Raw genomic sequence first — 17,332 nt, forward strand, 5'->3', positions numbered from 1 at the left:
ATGACCACCGACACCCGTGAGGCCTCTGCCCGCATGCCCGAACGCGCCGAGCGCGCGTTCCCCTCGAACTTCCTGTTCGGGGCCGCGACCGCCGCCTATCAGATCGAAGGCGCCGCCCATCAGGGCGGTCGCCGAGACTCGATCTGGGACGCGTTCAGCCGCATCCCCGGCGCGGTGATCAACGCCGACAACGGCGACGTCGCCTGCGACCACTACAACCTGTACCGCGACGACGTGGCCCTCATGAAGTCGATGGGCCTGCAGACCTACCGCTTCTCCACATCGTGGTCCCGCGTGCGCCCCGACGGCGGCGCGCTGAACCTCGAGGGCGTCGACTTCTACAGTCGACTCGTGGATGAGCTGCTCGATGCCGGCATCCTGCCGTGGCTGACCCTCTACCACTGGGATCTGCCCCAGGCGCTTCAGGACAAGGGCGGCTGGACGATCCGCGACACCGCGGAGCGGTTCACCGAGTACGCGCTCGACATGCACGATGCGCTCGGCGATCGGGTGAACGTGTGGACCACCCTGAACGAGCCGTGGTGCTCGTCGTTCCTGAGCTACACCGCAGGCCTGCACGCGCCGGGGCATTACAGCAGGAGCGAGGGGATGCTGGCAGCCCACCATCTGCTGCTCGGGCACGGTCAGGCGGTGCGGGAGCTGCGCTCCCGCGACTCGTCACTCAACCTCGGCATCACGCTCAACCTGACGGTGGCCGACCCGGTCGACTCCACGGACCCTGCCGACCTGGATGCCGCCCGGCGCATCGACGGCCAGTTCAACCGCTGGTTCCTCGACCCGATCTTCCGTGCGCAGTACCCGCAGGACATCTTCGACGAGATCGCGGATGACGCGTTGCGCGCGGCGATCCTGCCGGGCGACCTCGAGGCGATCTCGACGCCGATCGACACGCTCGGGGTGAACTACTACCACGGCGAGTACGTCGGCGGGCATGCCCCGGCTGTGCCGCCGATCGGCGGCGACGCACCGACCGACCGTCGCGGCGAGTCGCCGTTCCCGTCGTCCGAGGGCATCCACTGGCACGAGCGCGGGCTGCCGCGCACCCCGATGCAGTGGGAGGTGCAGCCCGAGGGCCTCACCCGTCTGCTCGTGCGGGTGTCGGACGAGTACGCGGCCCCCGCCGGCACGTCCCTGTTCGTCACCGAGAACGGCGCAGCCTACGACGACGTGCCGGTCATCGAGGACGGGGTCGTGCGGGTGCACGACGACGAGCGCGTCGACTTCGTGCGCCTCCACCTGGGCGCGATCCTCGACGCGGTGGATGCCGGGGTCGATGTGCGCGGGTACTTCTACTGGTCGTTCCTGGACAACTTCGAGTGGGCATGGGGCTATGAGAAGCGGTTCGGTATCGTGCGAGTCGACTACGACTCGCAGGAGCGCTCCGTGAAGGACAGCGGACGCGAGTACGCCCGGATCATCGCGCAGCGCACCCTGAACGATACGGTGACCTCGGACGACACCCGGTCGTAGCAGAAGAGGGTCGGAGAAGGGCAGGAAGGCACGGCATGGTCGACACGAGCACGCACGGCATCGGCACGGCTGTCACGATCGAGGAGGTCGCGGCCGCCGCGGGCGTCTCCCGGTCCACGGTCTCCCGGGTCGTGAACGGCTCGACAGCCGTGAGCCCGACCGCCCTCGAGGCGGTCCAGCGCGCGATATCCGACCTGAACTACGTGCCCAATCGTGCCGCCCGTTCGCTCGCGAGCCGCCAGACGCACGCGATCGCCCTGGTCGTCCCGGAAGACACGACCCGGTTCTTCGGCGACCCGTTCTTCGCCGCGATCGTCTCGGGCATCAACGCCCGCGTGAGCCGCTCCGACTACGTGCTGAACCTCTTCATCGCGAGCGATGACCCGGGCGACAAGACGACCAGCTACGTGCGCAGCGGCAGTGTGGACGGCGCGATCATCGTGTCGCACCACACGAGCGACCTCTTCATCGATCGGATCGCCGCCGCCGTGCCGGTGGTCTACGGCGGCCGCCCGGTGCGCGAGCGCGAGCGCGACTACTACGTCGACGTCGACAATGTGCGCGGCGGTCGCGAGGCGACCGAATACCTCGTCGAGCGCGGGCACCACAGGATCGCGACGATCACCGGGCCCCTCACGATGCCCGCCGGTGTGGACCGGCTGCAGGGCTACCGTCAGGCGATCGCGGCTGCAGGACTCGAAGAGGTCGCGATCGAGGACGGCAACTTCACGGCCGACGGCGGCGCCGCGGCGATGACCCGCATCCTCGAGCGCGGCGAGCGCCCCGACGCACTGTTCGTGGCGAGCGACCTCATGGCCCGGGGTGCGCTCGCGGTGCTCGCGCGTGCCGGCATCCGCGTTCCCGACGACATCGCGATCATCGGCTTCGACGACTCGCCGGTCGCGACGTCGGTCTCACCGCAGCTGACCACGATGCGTCAGCCGTCCTTCGTGCAGGGCGAGCAGATGGCCGAGGTGCTCCTCGACCTGCTCGCAGGGCGCGATCCCCGGCACGTGACCGTGCTGGAGACCGAACTGGTGGTCCGCGACAGCGTCTGACGAGGCGTCAGGACGCGGTCGCGAGGATCCGGTTCGCCCAGGGGTCGTCGAACGACAGGGTCATGCCGTCGTCGCGCACGGCGAACCCGTGGTGGCGAAGGCGCTCGCCGAGCGCGCCGAGCGCGTCGCCGTCCGGCAGCGCCAGGTCGACGCGGCCGAGCCCGAGGGCCGGCATCCGCGGACCGGCGCCACGCGAGTTCCATACGTTCATCGCCATGTGGTGGTGATAGCCGCCGGCGCTGACGAAGACCGCCTGATTCCCGAGGCCGGCGGTCTCGTCGAAGCCGAGCGCGTCGACGTAGAACGCGCGAGCGGTGGCGACGTCACCCACCGACAGGTGCACATGACCGACGGATGCCGCGTCCTGCGCGGTCGTGCCGCCGGCAGCCTCTTCGGTGAGGTGCTCGCCGAGGAACGTGTTCGGATCGAGGTACAGGGTGGCCATCTCGATCTGGCCGTGCACCCATGACCAGTCGGTGCGCGCACGATCCCAGTACAGCTCGATGCCGTTGCCCTCGGGGTCGGTGAAGTAGAAGGCCTGACTGACCAGGTGATCCGCGGAGCCCGTGAACGTGCCGGGGGCGTGGCGCGCGACCGAGTACAGCGCCGCCGCAAGTGCCGTCTGCGTCTCGAACAGGATCGCCGTGTGGAAGAGGCCGGCCGACCCGGGGGTCGCATGCCGCAGCGCCGGCTCGTGGCGCAGGATCACGATCGGACGCCCTGCCCGGCCGAGTGTCACCGCGTCGCCGTCCGCGGCGAGCACCTCGAGCGTCACGACATCGCGGTAGTACCGCGTCATCGCGTCGAGGTCGCCGACCAGCAGCGTCACCGCCCCCATCGAGGTGTCGGCCGCGAGCTTGTCGCCGCATGCCGCGAGCATTTCATTCATGTGCATACACAACGCGCGGCTGCATCCGTGCATTCCTCAGGACGTGAGCCGGGACAGCAGCCCGCGATAGCGGTCGGCCGTACGCTCCACGATCTCGGCGGGAAGCACGGGAGGCGTGCCGGTCCTGTCCCAGTTCGCGGCGAGCCAGTCGCGCACGATCTGCTTGTCGAAGCTCGCCATCCGCTCGGCGGGGGTGGTGCCGGACTGCCAGGCTACGGCATCCCAGTAGCGTGATGAGTCACTCGTGAGCACTTCGTCGGCGAGGGTCATGACACCGGAGTCGTCGATGCCGAACTCGAACTTGGTGTCGGCCAGGATCAGACCGCGGTCCTCGGCGATGCGCGATGCGCGGCGGTAGACCTCCAGCGACAGGTCGCGCAGCTGCGCAGCGCGGTCGGCGCCGACGAGTTCGACCGTGCGCTCGAACGAGATGTTCTCGTCGTGCTCGCCCATCGGCGCCTTGAACGCCGGCGTGTAGATCGGCTCGGGCAGTCGATCGCCGTTCTCGAGACCGCCGGGGAGCGGGATGCCGCAGACCGTCCCGCCGGCCTGATACTCCGCCCAGCCCGATCCGGCGAGGTAGCCCCGCACGACGCACTCGATCGGCTGCATCTCGAGGCTCTTGACGAGCATCGCCCGGCCCGCGACTTCGGATGGGATGAGCGAGCGGGCTCCGCCGTCGAGCGTGTGGTCGGAGACGAGGTGGTTGGGGATGCCGGGCTCGCGCGCGCTCCCCGCGACGAGGCGGTCGAACCACCACAGGCTGAGGGTGGTCAGCAGGACTCCCTTGTCGGGGATGCCCGGCTCGAGCACGTGGTCGAATGCGCTCACCCGATCGCTCGCGACGACGAGCATGCTGTCGGCGCGAACGTCGGCACCGCCGTTCCCCGTGTCGCGGGTCGAAGGGTCGGGCACATACAGATCGCGCACCTTGCCCGAGTAGAGGTGGCGCCAGCCGGGCAGGGCGAGGGGAGAGGTCACCGGGCCATTATCCCGCGCGGGCGAGGGATGCCGAGGCCGCGGCGACGGAGCTACGGCGTGATCTCGTCCAGGAACGCGTACGCCTCGCCGATGAGCTCGTCCCACCGCTGCGGGCCGGCTTCGACTCCGACGGTGGCCCACTCGCGCATCGGACGCTCGCGCATGATCATGCGCTTCGCGGCGCCCTGCTCTTCGAGCTCGGTCACCCGCACCTCGGGGATCTTCACGACGAGTCCGCCGAGGTGCCCGACGAACGCGAACACCTTGCCGCGGACGCGGAGCCCCTCGCTGCCGAACATGGTTCCGATGTCCACGCCGGGGCGCTCGAGGAAGCGCGCTGCGATGGGGTCGAAGATCTCATGCGCCTGAGCCAGGGTGGCGGCATCCTTCGTCATGCAGGCAACGGTAGTCGCGGCATCCGACGGTCGCATCGACGACGGGATGCCGGGTCGCATCTCGCGGGCGATTCTTGTATAGTCCACATGGACTAATCCACATCAACCAAAGATCTCGGGCATTCGTGAAGGACGCAGTCGACCGGCTGACCCCGCTGGGGCTCATGGTGCTCGCTCTGCTGCGCGAAGGCGACATGCACCCGTACGAGATGATGCGCCTGATGCGCCAGCGGCATGATGATCGCCTCGTCTCGATCACGAACGGCACGCTGTATCACACCGTCGGTCGCCTCGAGCGGGCCGGGCTCCTCGACGAGGTCGGCGTCGACCGCGAGGGGAATCGTCCGGAGCGCACGACCTACACGCTCACGCACGACGGCCGCGATGCGGTCGAGGAGTGGGTCCGGCGAGAGCTGCCCCGGCTCGATCATCCAGCCGAATTCCGGATCGCCCTCGCGGAGGCCCACAACCTCGATCGCACCGTCGTCGTCGAGCTTCTGCGGGTGCGCAGATCGAGTCTGATCACCGAGCACCTGCTCCACAGTCAGGGGCGCGCGAAAGCCCTGGAGCGCAGCGTACCGGAGCAGTTCCTGATCGAAGTGGAGCGGGAGGAGATCCTCCTCGAGACCGAGCTCCGCTGGATCGACGCCCTCATCGAACGTCTCGACCGACACGCATTCGCCTGGGGGGCCGACGAGCTCTTCCCCCCTTCGGAGCGCTACCTCACAGACCGGAAGGCCGCACGGCTATGACAGAACAATCGACTCGGGCTGCGGCGAAGGCTGACAGGCAGGTCCCCCAGGAACGCAGTCCGTGGCCCGCCCTGTGGGCGCTGGTCATCGGCTTCTTCATGATCCTCGTCGACACGACGATCGTCTCGGTGGCCAACCCGGCGATCAAGGCGGCGCTGGACCCCGAGACCAACAACCTCGACAACGTGGTGTGGGTCACATCGGCCTACCTGCTGGCCTACGCGGTCCCGCTGCTGATCACCGGTCGTCTCGGCGACCGATTCGGGCCGAAGAACATCTACCTGATCGGCCTCACGATCTTCACCCTGTCCTCGCTGTGGTGCGGCCTTTCGGGCACGCTCGGGATGCTGATCGCCGCGCGCGCCGTCCAGGGGTTCGGCGCGGCGCTCATGGCGCCGCAGACGATGGCGATCATCACCCGCACATTCCCGCCGATGCGCCGCGGTGCGGCCATGGGCCTATGGGGTGCCACCTCCGGTGTCGCGATGCTCGTCGGACCACTGGCCGGTGGGCTGCTGGTCGACGGCTTCGGATGGGAATGGATCTTCTTCGTCAACGTGCCCGTAGGCATCGTCGGCTTCGTCCTGGCGTGGATCCTGGTGCCCAAGCTCGAGACCCACTCGCACAGCTTCGACATCCCGGGCGTCATCCTGAGCGCGATCGGCCTGTTCCTGATCGTGTTCGGCCTCCAGGAGGGCGAGACCTACGACTGGGGCGTCATCTGGGGTCCGATCACGGTGTGGGGGATGATCATCACCGGTGTCGCGGTCATGGTGCTCTTCATCTGGATGCAGAGCCGGACCAAGAAGGAGCCCCTCGTCCCGCTCGAGCTGTTCCGCAGCCGCAACTTCGCGATCTCGAACATCTCGATCGCGACGGTGGGGTTCGCTGTCACGGGCATGTCCCTGCCGATGATGTTCTTCATCCAGCTCGCCCGAGGACTCACGCCCACTGAGTCCGCCCTGCTCCTGATCCCGATGGCACTGTTCGCGGGTGTGCTCTCGCCCCTCGCGGGCAAGCTCCTGGACCGGGTAGACCCGCGGCTCATCCTGGTGCCCGGCATCCTGATGTTCTCGATCGCGCTCGCCTGGTACGCGGTGCTGATGACCCCGGAGACGCCGATCTGGATGTTCCTGCTGCCCTCCGCTCTGATGGGGATCGGCAGCGCCGGCATGTGGGGGCCGCTCGCGACCACCGCCAACCGCGACCTGCCCGTGCAGCAGGCCGGGGCAGGATCGGGCGTGTACAACACGACGCGCACCGTGGGCTCGGTCCTCGGGTCGGCCGCGATCGCGGTCTGGATGCAGTCCCGGCTGGAGGCGAACCTGCCGGGCGCCTCCACCGCCAGCGGCGGATTCTCCGGGGGCCAGCTCCCCGAGGCGGTCGTGGACGGCTTCTCGGCAGCGATGTCGCAGGCGCTCATGCTCCCCGCGGCCGTGATGCTCATCGCGATCGTGGCGGTGCTGTTCCTGAAGCGGACGAAGGCGTCGGTGACGGCCGACTGGCACGCGTCCCAGTCGGTGGTCGAACCGGCGCAGGATGGCGCGCGCGTCGCGGACTGACCGCGCCGCGCGGACTCACTCGTCCGGGTCGAAGGGGTCGATCGGGGCATGGTGGTCGAAAGCGACCGTGCCCCGTCGCCAGTAGCCGCTCAGCTGTGCCTGCGAGGGCGACAGCCCGAGGGTCCTGCGCAGGTGCCGACGCACGCCGACGAGAGCGGACGCCTCACCCGCTGCCCAGACGAAGACACCTTCGCCGATCGGCGGGAGCTGCTCCATCGCTGCCAGCGTCGTCGCACCTGTCGCATCCGGTTCGACGACGTGGATGTGCACATCTGCGCCGGCTACCTCGCCGAGGTAGTCGGCGATCCACTCTCCCGATCCGGAGACGGCGGCGATCACGTCCACCCGCGTGCCCGACGGGACGTCGCGGATCCATCGGCTGACCGACGGCAGCGAGGTCTCATCGCAGATCAGGAGCAGCCCGTCGATGTCCTGCGGGGCGCGCTTCGAGCCGCGCGGCCCCACGATCACCAGCTGGTCTCCAGGCTGAGCCGACTCCGCCCAGGACGACGCCGGGCCCGGATCGGGGTGCACGAAGAAGTCGAGATCGAGCTCGACGCCACCGGGTGCGACGCGCGGAAGCGGCGTGAAGTCGCGGGCGATCGAGGCGCGGTCGGGGCGGACGATGCCGTCCTCACCTGGTCCGACAGGGGCGGGCGCCACGAGCTCCCCGGTGGCGGCATCCGGGAAGAACACCCGCACATGATCCGCGGGTCCGCCGCTCGTGAAGTCGGCGAACTCGGGGCCCGAGACCGTCACGCGGACGATCTGCGGTGCGACCCGCCCCACGTGCAGCACCGTCGCCGCGCGCGCCGTGAAGCGGTTGCGACCGCCGTCCCGCGCGAATCTGCCGGCATCCACTGCCTCGCGGCGACGACGAGGAGACTCGGGCGCGGTGACATCGCTCATTGCTCCAGCCAACCACAGGGCACTCGAGCGGGGGGTCGACGACCGTTGCACGATCCGTTCACATAAAGATGCGTCTGTGCGGCTGGATCGTCCCAAACGCCCGGGATAGCGTCGCACTCACTGGAGCGAACGCGCTCAGGCGGACCGCGGCCTTTCGGCCCCGCGGCGACCGCTGGACACAAACGGAGGAAATGACTTGTTCATCGTCGACTCGCAGATCCATCTCTGGAAGGAAGAGACGCCGGATCGCCCGTGGGTGCCCGGCGCGCGTGCGCGCATCCGTCTCAACGGCCACCGCGAGGAGGCCTTCCTCGCCGAAGAGGCGATCTCGCTCATGGATGAGGCCGGCGTCAACCGGGCGCTCATCCTGCCGCCCTCGTGGGAAGGCGACCGCATCGACTACGCACTCGAAGCCGCCGAGCAGTACGACGGCCGCTTCGGCATCATGGCCCGCGTGCCGCAGAACGACCCCGAAGAGGGAGAGCGCCTGCTGCACTTCATCAAGGACAGCGAGCACATCAAGGGCGTCCGCCTCACATTCCACCGCCCTCAGGACCGGAACTGGATGATCGACGGCACGAACGACTGGTACTGGCCGCTCGCCGAGAAGCTCGGCATTCCGACGATGGTGCACGCGCCGATCTGGAAGGCCGAACTCGGCCAGATCGCCGAGAAGCACCCCGGACTCAAGATCATCATCGACCACATGGGCATCATGGCGCGCTGCGTCGATGACGCGATCGGCTATTGGGTGGAGGAGACGGCCGACCTGCACGTGCACCCGAACATCTCCGTGAAGGTGTCGGCGCTTCCCGGATACTCCACGCAGCCGTTCCCGAACTACAACATCGAGAAGTACGTGCACGAGGTGGTCGACAAGATGGGCCCGGAGCGGGCGCACTTCGGCACCGACATCACGCGACTCCTCGGCCACGGGCTGACCTGGACGGATACGATCGAGCAGTTCACGAAGTACTACACGTTCTCGGCGGAAGAGCTCGACTGGATCATGGGCAAAGGCATCTGCAAGGTGCTCGACTGGGACATCCCGGCGTCCGAGACCGTCGGCGCGGGCGCGAAGGCAGAGAACGCCTGACGTGTCCGAGCCGAAGTACGACGGCGGCGAGGTGCTGATCGCGGCGCTGGATGATCTCGGCGTCGACGTCATCTTCTCCTCGCCCGGCTCGGAGTGGGCACCGGCATGGGAGGCGCTCGCCCGCCGTCAGGCCGATGGCGTGCCGACTCCCCGCTACCTGGATCTCATGCACGAAACGGTGGCCGTGGGCATGGCCACCGGCTACGGGCTGGTCACCCGCCGCGTGCAGGCGGTGCTGCTGCACGCCGCGCCGGGTCTCCTCCAGGGATCGATGGCGGTGCACGGGGCGCTGCTGGCCGGTGTCGGCATGGTCGTCGCCTCCAGCGAATCGACCACCTATGGCGACGGCGACGGGCCCGACCCTGGAGGCCAGTGGTACCGGAACCTGTCCATCGTCGGCGGCACGCACCACGTCGCCCAGCCGTTCACGAAGTGGTCGAACCAGGCCGCGAGCATCTCGACGCTGTACACGATGGTCAAGCGCGCCGGGGAGCTCGCCGATCGGCAGCCGACCGGCCCGGTGTACCTGAACATCCCGCTCGAGGTGCTGCTCGACCAGACCACGCCGCCGGTCAAGCCCAAGAAGGTCGTCGCCCGCGGTCGTCGCGTGAGCGCGCCGGAGGACATCGCCGCGGTCGCCGAGCTGCTCGCTCGCGCCGAGCGCCCTGTCATCATCACCGAGACCGCCGGCCGCGAGAAGGGCGGATTCGAGGCGCTCACCGCGCTCGCCGAGACGCTCGGCATCGCCGTGGTGGAGCCGGCGTCCGCGGTCTGCGCGAACATCTCGAAGTCCAGTCCCGCGTACATCGGCGCGGACGTGGACGCGATCATCGACGAGGCCGACCTGATCGTGCTCGTCAACTGCCGCGCGCCGTTCTATCCGCCAAGTCGCCGGCCGGCCGCGGCGAGCATGGTCGTGATCGACGAGATCCCACAGCGTCCGCACATCGTGTACCAGGTGCTCAACGCCGATCACTATCTCGAGGGCGCGCTGCCGGAGACGCTGACCGCCCTGCTCCGGGCGACGCTCGATGCCGCCGACCCTGCCCTGCTCGAGCAGCGCCGCACAGAAGTCGCAGATGCGCACGACAAGTGGCAGGCGCAGACCGCCGAGGCAGAAGCTGATGCCGCGGCCGCGGCATCAGCAATCGATCCGATCGTGCTGTCGGTCGTCCTCCGCCGGATCGCACGAGCCGAGGATGCCACGGTCGTCGACGAGACGATCACGCACGGCCGGCTCGTTCAGCGGCACATCGGCTGGGAGCGCCCCGACTCGTTCTTCTATGTCCAGGGCGGTCTCGGGCAGGGCATCGCGGTCGCCCTGGGCGTGAAGCTCGCCGTCCGGGACGGATTCGTGCTGTACACGGTCGGCGATGGCGCGTTCCTCTACAACCCGATCGTGCAATCGCTGCTCGCGTCCAAGGACTTCGCCCTGCCGGTGCTCATTGTGATCTACAACAACAAGAAATACCTGTCGATGAAGATGAACCACTTGCGCTTCTATCCGCAGGGCTCGGCGGTGCAGACCGGGAACCATCTCGGCGTCGATCTGTCCACCCAGCCCGAGCTATCCGCGTTCGCCGCGCCGTTCGACATGTACCACGCCGAGGTCGATGACCCGGCGGACCTCGCGCGTGTCCTCGCCGAGGCGACCGCCGCAGTCAGGGCAGGCACGACCGCCGTGGTCGACGTCGCCGTCTCCCGCTGAGCCTCCCGGGGCCGAGCCGACCCGACCGCGCGGCCCCGGGGCACCACCGAATGCCCGCGCGCATCGCGCACCAGAATCGAAAGGCCGTACACATGCCCGGTCCAGTCACCGTCCCATCCGCCGTCCTCGAGTCGTTCATCCGCGACCTGTTCGTCGCCGCCGGCGTCAGCGAGGCGGATGCTGCGACCGCCGCGCCCGTGTTCGTCTGGGCGAATCTCCGTGGTGTCGACTCGCACGGGCTCGCCCGCGTGCCCCGCTACGTCGAACTGTTCGAGTCGGGGGAGGCGAACGCGTCGCCCGACATCACCGTGACGAGCGACCGCCCCGGAGTGCTCGTGATCGATGCCGATCGGGCGCCCGGACCTGTGGCGCTGACCCGTGCCGCCGACCTCGCCGTCGAACGGGCCCGTGAGCAGGGTGTGGCGATGGTGTCCGTCCGGGGAACCGTGCACACGGGGGCGATCGGCTACTACGCCTCGCGGATCGCGGATGCGGGACAGATCGGCCTCGGCATCGTCGCGGGCATGCCCAACATGGCGTACGAAGGAGCTGCTGGTGCCGCGGTCGCGACGAGCCCGCTCGCGATCGCCGTCCCGGGCACGGGTGTGCACCCGACTGTGGTTCTCGACATGGCGACAGCGGTCATCGCGCTGGGCAAAATCGCCCAGTTCAAGCGCGCCGGCAGACCGCTTCCGGAGGGCGCGGCCACCACCGCCGACGGCACCCCTACGACCGATCCGGAGCTCGCCAAGATCCCCCTCCCCGTGGGCGGCGCGAAAGGCTCCGGGCTGTCACTCATGTTCGAACTGCTCACCTCGGTGCTCGTGACCGCACCGATCCTCACCGGCTTCCACGGAGGAGCCGAGGGCGGCAGGAAGCATCGCCAGAACGCCACGCTCATCGCGATCGACCCGTCCGCAGTCGGACCCGCAGACGAGTTCGCGGCGAACGTGGACGCAACGATCGAGACGATCCAGGCTCTGCCGACCGCCGAAGGATTCGACCGCGTCATCGTCCCCGGACAGCGCGGCGCCGAGACGTTCGAGAAGCGGTCGGCGGCCGGCGTCCCGGTCGGCGAGAAGCTCTGGGCCGAGATGATCGCGGCCGCCGAGAAGCTCGGCGTCGCTGTGCCCGAGGTCGGCTGAGTCATGGCACAGCGCTGGATCCTGCCGGCCTACGACGGGGTCGATGCGCTGGAGCTCGTCGAGGCTGACCTTCGCGCGCCCGGTGCCGGCGAGGTCTCGATCAGAGTGACCGCGGCGGGAGTGAATCCGTCCGATCACAAGGGGCTGTCGGGCGGGTGGAACGCAGACCCGTCGCTCCTCCCGCTCGGCATCGGTCAGGAGGCCGCGGGGGTCGTAACCGCCGTCGGGCCCGACACGCGGATCGCGACCGGCCCCGTCGCCGTGGGCGACCGCGTCGTGGCCTTCAAGATCTCCGGTGGGTTCGCGAGCGAGATCACCGTCGTCGCGGACGACGTGTTCGCACTGCCCGAGCAGCTCGATGACATCGCCGCGGCGGGGATCCTGCACGTCGGCGTCGTCGCCGCCGAGCTCCTGCATCTCTCGGGTGCAGGCGCCGGCGACACGCTCCTCGTGCACGGGGGTTCGGGGTCCGTGGGTGCGCTCGTCATCCAACTCGCCGAGCGCGCCGGTGCGCGCACGATCGCGACCGGGTCCGCCGAGAGCCAGGACAGGATCCGACGTCTCGGGGCGGAGCCGACCGTATACGGAGAAGGGCTCGCCGATCGCGTGCGCGCGCTCGCGCCTCGCGGGGTGGATGCCGCGATCGACGCGGCGGGCACCGCCGAGGCGCTCGACGTGTCGCTCGAACTCGTATCCGACGCGTCGCGGATCGCGACCCTCGCCCCCGGGCCGCGGGCCCGAGAGGCGGGGGTCGGCATCTCGGCCGGCGCGGCGCCCGCGAGCATCGCGTTCCGCGAGCCCGCACGAGCCGTGATCCTCGAGCTGGCGGCATCCGGTGCCATCGCGCTGCCGATTGCGCGGACGTTCGCCCTCGAGGACGCGCCCGAAGCATTGCGCCACGTCGCGACCGGACACCCCGGCGGGAAGGTGGTGCTGGTCCGCTGAGCGCTCAGCGGCCGCCCATCGCATCTTCGGCGGTGAGGTGCTCGACGGTCTTGCCGGTGTCGCCGAATGTGCGGGTCACATAGGCCTGGGGATAGATCCACAGGATGCGCATCGGCACGTCGCCGGTGTTCTGGTACCGGTGGAAGACACCGGCCTTCACGTACGCGGTGTCGTCCTTCGTGAGCTGCGCACGCACGATGCCCGCCGGCTCGTCCTTCCCGCCCTCGTGCACCTCGACGAAGCCGTCACCCTCGAGGATCAGCACCTGCTCGTCGCAGTTGTGGCAGTGCAGCGGCGCACCGGCACCAACCGGGTAGATGCTGATGCCGGTGGCGAGATCATTCTCACCCGCGCTGGTCTCGGTCGTGATGAGCGGCCACGTGCGCACCGAACCCCCGCGGTCCATCACCTCGATCTCGGCGAACTTGATGATCGTCGTCATGGTTCTCCTTCCGCGTCCGTTGTCCACGTTAGGACGCGAACGGATGCCGGAGCAGTTCGCACACTGCACGATTACCTTGCCTGCGCGGGCCTGCTTGCCTGCGATCGGCGGTCCTAGCATCGCGGTGACGGGTGCTCCGTCCGTCCGCCGACCTGAGGACCAGCCATGCGACTCGACGTGATCCCTCTCGAAGACATGACCGATCGGCAGCGGGAGCTCGCAGACCGCATCGTCGCCAAGCGCGGCAAGATCGGGGGCCCGTTCAAAGTCTGGTTGCACAGCCCCGAGCTGTGCGACCGGGTCGAGGCGCTCGGTGCCTTCGTCCGCTTCGACTGCAGTCTGCCCGAGCGGATCCGCGAGTACGCCCTGCTGATCGCTTCCAGGTACTTCGACGCGCAGTTCTCGTGGAACTCGCACATCGAGAAGGCATTGTCCACGGGCATCCCCGCCGAGGCGGTTGAGGCGCTGGCGAACGGGGAGCGTCCGGACTTCGGCGACGACATCGAGCTCGCGACGTTCCACGAGGTCGCCGCCGAGCTGCTCGGCACGCACTTCGTCTCGGACGAGACGTTCGCTCGTGCTCGCGAGGTGTTCAGCGACCAGCAGCTGGTCGATACCGTGGGACTGCTCGGCAACTTCACGCTGCTGTCGATGTGCCTGAACATGTTCCAGGTCGACCTGCAGGCCGACCGGGTTCCGCCGTTCCCCGACGTTCGCGGGTACGGCAAGGTCGAGACAGCGCAAACCTGACGACGGCGCGCCCCGTACGCTTCCGGTGTGACGGATCAGATGGCGACAAGCGGTTCGGAGTGGCTGGACGGCATCGCGTATCGCATCTGGCTGACCAGCCAATCGGTGGGTGCGCGATTCGTCGAGGTCGTTGAGCACCCCGATGTGACGGTGACGCAGCTCGGTCTCGCGGTCCATCTCGATGAGCTCGGGGCGATGTCCGCCTCAGATCTCTCCAGAATCCTCAAGATCACCCCGCAGGGCGTGAGCAAGGCGCTGCGTCAGCTCGAGGTGCTCGGGTGGGTGTCGCGATCGCCGCACCCGGATCACGGGCGCATCATCCTGTTCGAGATCACCGATGCCGGGCGCGCGATCGCCCTCCAAGGGCGGCATGATGCCGCGCGAGCGAACCGTGAGATCGAGACGCTGCTCCAGGCCTTCGACCTCTCGACGCTGCAAGCGGCCCTGTCAGCCGTCCGGAGAGGTCTGGATCAGAAGGGCAAAGACGCTGGGCTCAACGAGTGATGCAGGAAGCGCAAGCAGAGCGTGCCAGTTCAGTATGCCAACCAGTTTCAACTCTGAGCTAGCTTCGTCGCAGAAGGCCGCAGCGCAGCGGCACCGAGGAGCAGCATCATGGATTTTGCAGATCGCCAACGTGAGACGTGGGAAGCACTCAAGGCGAACCCGTGGGGCGGATTCATCTCCGACCGACCCGCACTTTTCAGTCCTGCGGCCGCAGCCCAGGACCCGGCAAACGGCAAGAACACCTACATGCGGTTCGGCCCCATGTACCTCGCGATGGAATTCGCGGGCAACCTCAATGAGGCGAAGGCGCATCGCGAGACGGCCTACATCGGCGACTGGTCGCCCTTGGCGAAGGTGATCGTCAAGGGTCCTGACGCGCTGAGGTTCCTGTCGTGGTTGGGCATGAACGATCTGTCGAAGTTCGAGATCGGGCAGATCAAGCATCACGTCCAGCTCGATGCGAATGGTTACGTCGCGATGGAGGGGATTCTCCTGCGTCTCGGTGAGGATGAGTTCATGTTCACCGCCGGCAGCGGCGACTGGCTGGTCTACCAGTTCTCCCAGGGCTCTTGGGAAGCGGAGGTCACGGAGGTCACGCCCGATCGCTACATCTTCGGGGTGCAGGGCCCGAACTCGCTCGAGATCCTCGAAAGGCTCTCCGAAGGGGGATTGCGCGACATCGCGTTCAATCGGAGCCGCCCGGCGCGACTCGCCGGCTTCGACATGCGCGTTCTGCGCACCGGCATCTCCGGCCAGCTCGGCTATGAGCTGCACGGCGGCGCGAACGACGGCAATGCCGTATGGGGAGCAGTCGTCGAGGCGGGGACGGACTTGGGGCTGCTGCAGCTGGGGTTCAAAGCCATGTCGAACCAGCACGTCGAGGCGGGGATTGCGACGAACGGCCTGGATTACCTCCCCGCCTCGATCCCGACGCCCGGCGCCCCCTGGCAGTTCAAGAGCGGGGGACCCACGGGAAGCTTCATTCCGACCGGACTCGCAGACTTCTTCCGCAAGCCCGGCGAACTCGGCTGGTCCGCGCGCGCAGGATCGCACGGCGACGACTACCTCGGCCGCGCGGCTATCGAGTCGGACAAGGCCGCCGGAGGGCCTGCGCGCACCTTCGTAGGGCTGTACTGGAACACGGATGACGTCATCGATGTGCAGAACTCCCTGTACGTCGGCGACGAGGTCATCGACCAGATGGACTTCCCCCGCGCCGCCGGCGCCGCATTCGATTTCATCCAGATCGACGGCAAGAACGTCGGCGTTGCGAGCGGACGCACATACAGCCCGTCCCTGCGGCGGACGATCTCGTTCGGCGTGATCGAGAAGGCCCACGCGGCCGTGGGAACCGAAGTCGAGGTGCTGTGGGGAACACCTGGCACTTCGCAGCGTCTCATCCGCGCGACCGTGACCGACTTGCCGTTCCTGCCTGACAACCGCCGGATGGACGTCGGGATCTAGCCTTTCCGGCTCCGGCGTCCGTCGCGCACACCGCCCGTGACGGGCGGTCAGTCGGTCTCGGCACCCTGGCAGAAGCTGCACTCGTCGTCTTCGCAGTGCCAGCCGACGACGGCGGTATCCGTGGACATCTCATTCTCCTTCGGTGGCGAGACGGGGCATCGGGCGATGCTCATGGTGCCACTTCGAGGGCCGTGCCACCTCCGCGGATCGTGCACGCGAAGGTGACGGATCTCGTCGTGCCGATGCCCTCGACCGTCAGACAGTCGACTGGTATAGTTTCAGTCAACTGAAATATGTCAGGTGAGTCCACCTGAGGGGGACAATGACGATCGTCGAACCGCGCATGCCCAATGCCGCGCTGAGAATGCCCCAGGACGAGGGCGTGCTGCTCGTGCACGGAGAAGACCGGCCCGGCCTGGTGCGTGCCATCTCCTCCGCTCTCGCGGAGTCCGGCGCGAACATCGTGTCGCTGGACCAGCACACCGATGATCCGTCGGGAGGTCACTTCTTCCAGCGCACCGTGTTCCACGTCGACGACTTCACGGCCGTGCGGCCGGCGCTCGAGGGGGCACTCGAGGCCCGGCTGGGCAAAGGCCTCGGGCTGACCTGGCGTCTCGCCGACAGGTCTGCACCGAAGCGGGTGGCGATCCTCGCCTCGACCTCCGACCACTGCCTGCTGGACCTCCTGTGGCGCCAGCGTCGCGGCGAGATCCCGATGACGGTGCCCATGGTGATCGCGAATCACAGCACCATGGCCGACGACGTGCGCGGCTTCGGCATCCCGTTCTTCCACGTGCCGTCGCGCGGTGCCGACAAGTCGGCCGCCGAGGACGAGATCGTGCGTCTTCTCGCGGGAAACGTCGACCTCGTCGTGCTCGCCCGGTACATGCAGATCCTGTCGGCCGATTTCCTCCAGCGTGTCGGCGTGCCGGTCATCAACATCCACCACAGCTTCCTCCCCGCGTTCATCGGCGCCGGGCCCTACCGCAAGGCGAAGGAGCGCGGTGTCAAGCTCATCGGGGCGACCGCGCACTACGTCACGGAAGACCTCGATGAGGGTCCGATTATCGAGCAGGACGTCGTACGGGTGTCGCACGTCGACACGGCGGCCGACCTCCAGCGCCGCGGAGCTGACGTCGAGCGCGCCGTCCTGGCACGCGCCGTGACCTGGCACTGCCAAGACCGCGTCATGCGAAACGGTCGCGAGACCGTCGTGTTCTGAACCCACCCATCACATCTGA

At 68.2% G+C, this 17,332-nt stretch carries 17 protein-coding genes; 12 read left to right on the forward strand and 5 right to left on the reverse strand.

The genetic code is table 11. The features are described from left to right. Positions 1 to 1,491, forward strand: coding sequence for a glycoside hydrolase family 1 protein (locus BM349_RS01645; RefSeq protein ID WP_091701715.1), 1,491 nt, complete (start codon positions 1 to 3; stop codon positions 1,489 to 1,491). Between the two features lie 35 nt (positions 1,492 to 1,526). After that, positions 1,527 to 2,549 carry a LacI family DNA-binding transcriptional regulator gene (locus tag BM349_RS01650; RefSeq protein WP_091701718.1) on the forward strand — a complete coding sequence of 341 codons (1,023 nt, stop codon included), beginning with the start codon at positions 1,527 to 1,529 and terminating at the stop codon, positions 2,547 to 2,549. A gap of 7 nt (positions 2,550 to 2,556) precedes the next feature. Here BM349_RS01650 and BM349_RS01655 read toward each other — a convergent pair whose 3' ends face one another. The 3 genes from BM349_RS01655 to BM349_RS01665 are packed head-to-tail and all read right to left on the reverse strand — an operon-like array spanning position 2,557 to position 4,814. Beyond that, positions 2,557 to 3,438 carry a VOC family protein gene (locus BM349_RS01655; RefSeq protein WP_254773680.1) on the reverse strand — a complete coding sequence of 294 codons (882 nt, stop codon included), beginning with the start codon at positions 3,436 to 3,438 and terminating at the stop codon, positions 2,557 to 2,559. Positions 3,439 to 3,474: 36 nt separating this feature from the next. After that, on the reverse strand, positions 3,475 to 4,419 hold the full coding sequence (locus BM349_RS01660) for a phosphoribosylaminoimidazolesuccinocarboxamide synthase (RefSeq protein ID WP_091701724.1): 945 nt from the start codon (positions 4,417 to 4,419) through the stop codon (positions 3,475 to 3,477). A gap of 50 nt (positions 4,420 to 4,469) precedes the next feature. Next, complete coding sequence (locus BM349_RS01665; protein WP_091701727.1) at positions 4,470 to 4,814, reverse strand: MmcQ/YjbR family DNA-binding protein; 345 nt, start codon at positions 4,812 to 4,814, stop codon at positions 4,470 to 4,472. Between the two features lie 125 nt (positions 4,815 to 4,939). On the opposite strand from BM349_RS01665, the gene BM349_RS01670 reads away from it, so the two are divergent. Both BM349_RS01670 and BM349_RS01675 read left to right on the forward strand, forming a co-directional pair. After that, positions 4,940 to 5,566, forward strand: a complete 627-nt coding sequence (locus BM349_RS01670; RefSeq protein ID WP_091701730.1) for a PadR family transcriptional regulator — start codon at positions 4,940 to 4,942, stop codon at positions 5,564 to 5,566. After that, positions 5,563 to 7,128 carry a DHA2 family efflux MFS transporter permease subunit gene (locus tag BM349_RS01675; RefSeq protein ID WP_091701733.1) on the forward strand — a complete coding sequence of 522 codons (1,566 nt, stop codon included), beginning with the start codon at positions 5,563 to 5,565 and terminating at the stop codon, positions 7,126 to 7,128. Before BM349_RS01670 ends, BM349_RS01675 begins: the two co-directional genes overlap by 4 nt. Before the next feature lie 15 nt (positions 7,129 to 7,143). On the opposite strand, the gene BM349_RS01680 is transcribed toward BM349_RS01675, so the two are convergent. Next, a complete protein-coding gene (locus BM349_RS01680; RefSeq protein ID WP_091701736.1) occupies positions 7,144 to 8,037 on the reverse strand; it encodes a siderophore-interacting protein in 894 nt (297 codons plus the stop codon). 196 nt (positions 8,038 to 8,233) lie between these two features. On the opposite strand from BM349_RS01680, the gene BM349_RS01685 reads away from it, so the two are divergent. The 4 genes from BM349_RS01685 to BM349_RS01700 all read left to right on the forward strand — a co-directional run bounded on the left by BM349_RS01685 (position 8,234) and on the right by BM349_RS01700 (position 12,931). Continuing rightward, on the forward strand, positions 8,234 to 9,133 hold the full coding sequence (locus tag BM349_RS01685) for an amidohydrolase family protein (protein WP_091701740.1): 900 nt from the start codon (positions 8,234 to 8,236) through the stop codon (positions 9,131 to 9,133). Position 9,134: 1 nt separating this feature from the next. Beyond that, positions 9,135 to 10,841, forward strand: a complete 1,707-nt coding sequence (locus BM349_RS01690; RefSeq protein ID WP_091701743.1) for a thiamine pyrophosphate-binding protein — start codon at positions 9,135 to 9,137, stop codon at positions 10,839 to 10,841. A gap of 92 nt (positions 10,842 to 10,933) precedes the next feature. Beyond that, a complete protein-coding gene (locus tag BM349_RS01695) occupies positions 10,934 to 11,986 on the forward strand; it encodes an Ldh family oxidoreductase (RefSeq protein WP_091701746.1) in 1,053 nt (350 codons plus the stop codon). Positions 11,987 to 11,989: 3 nt separating this feature from the next. Continuing rightward, positions 11,990 to 12,931 carry an NADP-dependent oxidoreductase gene (locus BM349_RS01700; protein WP_091701749.1) on the forward strand — a complete coding sequence of 314 codons (942 nt, stop codon included), beginning with the start codon at positions 11,990 to 11,992 and terminating at the stop codon, positions 12,929 to 12,931. A gap of 4 nt (positions 12,932 to 12,935) precedes the next feature. On the opposite strand, the gene BM349_RS01705 is transcribed toward BM349_RS01700, so the two are convergent. Continuing rightward, positions 12,936 to 13,373 carry a cupin domain-containing protein gene (locus BM349_RS01705; RefSeq protein ID WP_091701752.1) on the reverse strand — a complete coding sequence of 146 codons (438 nt, stop codon included), beginning with the start codon at positions 13,371 to 13,373 and terminating at the stop codon, positions 12,936 to 12,938. Positions 13,374 to 13,538: 165 nt separating this feature from the next. Here BM349_RS01705 and BM349_RS01710 point away from each other — a divergent pair, with 165 nt between their 5' ends. The 4 genes from BM349_RS01710 (at position 13,539) to purU (ending at position 17,313) form a co-directional block, all read left to right on the forward strand. Beyond that, positions 13,539 to 14,123, forward strand: a complete 585-nt coding sequence (locus BM349_RS01710; protein ID WP_091701756.1) for a carboxymuconolactone decarboxylase family protein — start codon at positions 13,539 to 13,541, stop codon at positions 14,121 to 14,123. A 27-nt stretch (positions 14,124 to 14,150) separates the two neighbouring features. Next, positions 14,151 to 14,627: a MarR family winged helix-turn-helix transcriptional regulator gene (locus BM349_RS01715; protein ID WP_139230862.1), complete on the forward strand. Its 477-nt coding sequence runs from the start codon at positions 14,151 to 14,153 to the stop codon at positions 14,625 to 14,627. Between the two features lie 108 nt (positions 14,628 to 14,735). Beyond that, positions 14,736 to 16,091: a glycine cleavage T C-terminal barrel domain-containing protein gene (locus BM349_RS01720; RefSeq protein WP_091701764.1), complete on the forward strand. Its 1,356-nt coding sequence runs from the start codon at positions 14,736 to 14,738 to the stop codon at positions 16,089 to 16,091. Positions 16,092 to 16,434: 343 nt separating this feature from the next. Next, the gene (gene purU, locus BM349_RS01725; protein WP_175525208.1) at positions 16,435 to 17,313 is read left to right on the forward strand and encodes a formyltetrahydrofolate deformylase; all 879 of its coding nucleotides are present in this window, start codon (positions 16,435 to 16,437) and stop codon (positions 17,311 to 17,313) included. Positions 17,314 to 17,332: the final 19 nt, after the last annotated feature.

It is taken from the genome of Microbacterium sp. cf046 (genome assembly GCF_900114345.1).
Taxonomy (GTDB): domain Bacteria; phylum Actinomycetota; class Actinomycetes; order Actinomycetales; family Microbacteriaceae; genus Microbacterium.

Excerpts from the sequence above, each read along its gene's own strand:
- BM349_RS01675 (WP_091701733.1), top strand. The coding sequence starts at position 5,563 with ATGACAGAACAATCGACTCGGGCTGCGGCGAAGGCTGACAGGCAGGTC.
- BM349_RS01665 (WP_091701727.1), bottom strand. The coding sequence starts at position 4,814 with ATGACGAAGGATGCCGCCACCCTGGCTCAGGCGCATGAGATCTTCGAC.
- BM349_RS01695 (WP_091701746.1), top strand. The coding sequence starts at position 10,934 with ATGCCCGGTCCAGTCACCGTCCCATCCGCCGTCCTCGAGTCGTTCATC.
- BM349_RS01680 (WP_091701736.1), bottom strand. The coding sequence starts at position 8,037 with ATGAGCGATGTCACCGCGCCCGAGTCTCCTCGTCGTCGCCGCGAGGCA.
- BM349_RS01720 (WP_091701764.1), top strand. The coding sequence starts at position 14,736 with ATGGATTTTGCAGATCGCCAACGTGAGACGTGGGAAGCACTCAAGGCG.
- purU (WP_175525208.1), top strand. The coding sequence starts at position 16,435 with ATGCCCAATGCCGCGCTGAGAATGCCCCAGGACGAGGGCGTGCTGCTC.
- BM349_RS01710 (WP_091701756.1), top strand. The coding sequence starts at position 13,539 with ATGCGACTCGACGTGATCCCTCTCGAAGACATGACCGATCGGCAGCGG.
- BM349_RS01705 (WP_091701752.1), bottom strand. The coding sequence starts at position 13,373 with ATGACGACGATCATCAAGTTCGCCGAGATCGAGGTGATGGACCGCGGG.
- BM349_RS01650 (WP_091701718.1), top strand. The coding sequence starts at position 1,527 with ATGGTCGACACGAGCACGCACGGCATCGGCACGGCTGTCACGATCGAG.
- BM349_RS01655 (WP_254773680.1), bottom strand. The coding sequence starts at position 3,438 with ATGAATGAAATGCTCGCGGCATGCGGCGACAAGCTCGCGGCCGACACC.
- BM349_RS01700 (WP_091701749.1), top strand. The coding sequence starts at position 11,990 with ATGGCACAGCGCTGGATCCTGCCGGCCTACGACGGGGTCGATGCGCTG.
- BM349_RS01645 (WP_091701715.1), top strand. The coding sequence starts at position 1 with ATGACCACCGACACCCGTGAGGCCTCTGCCCGCATGCCCGAACGCGCC.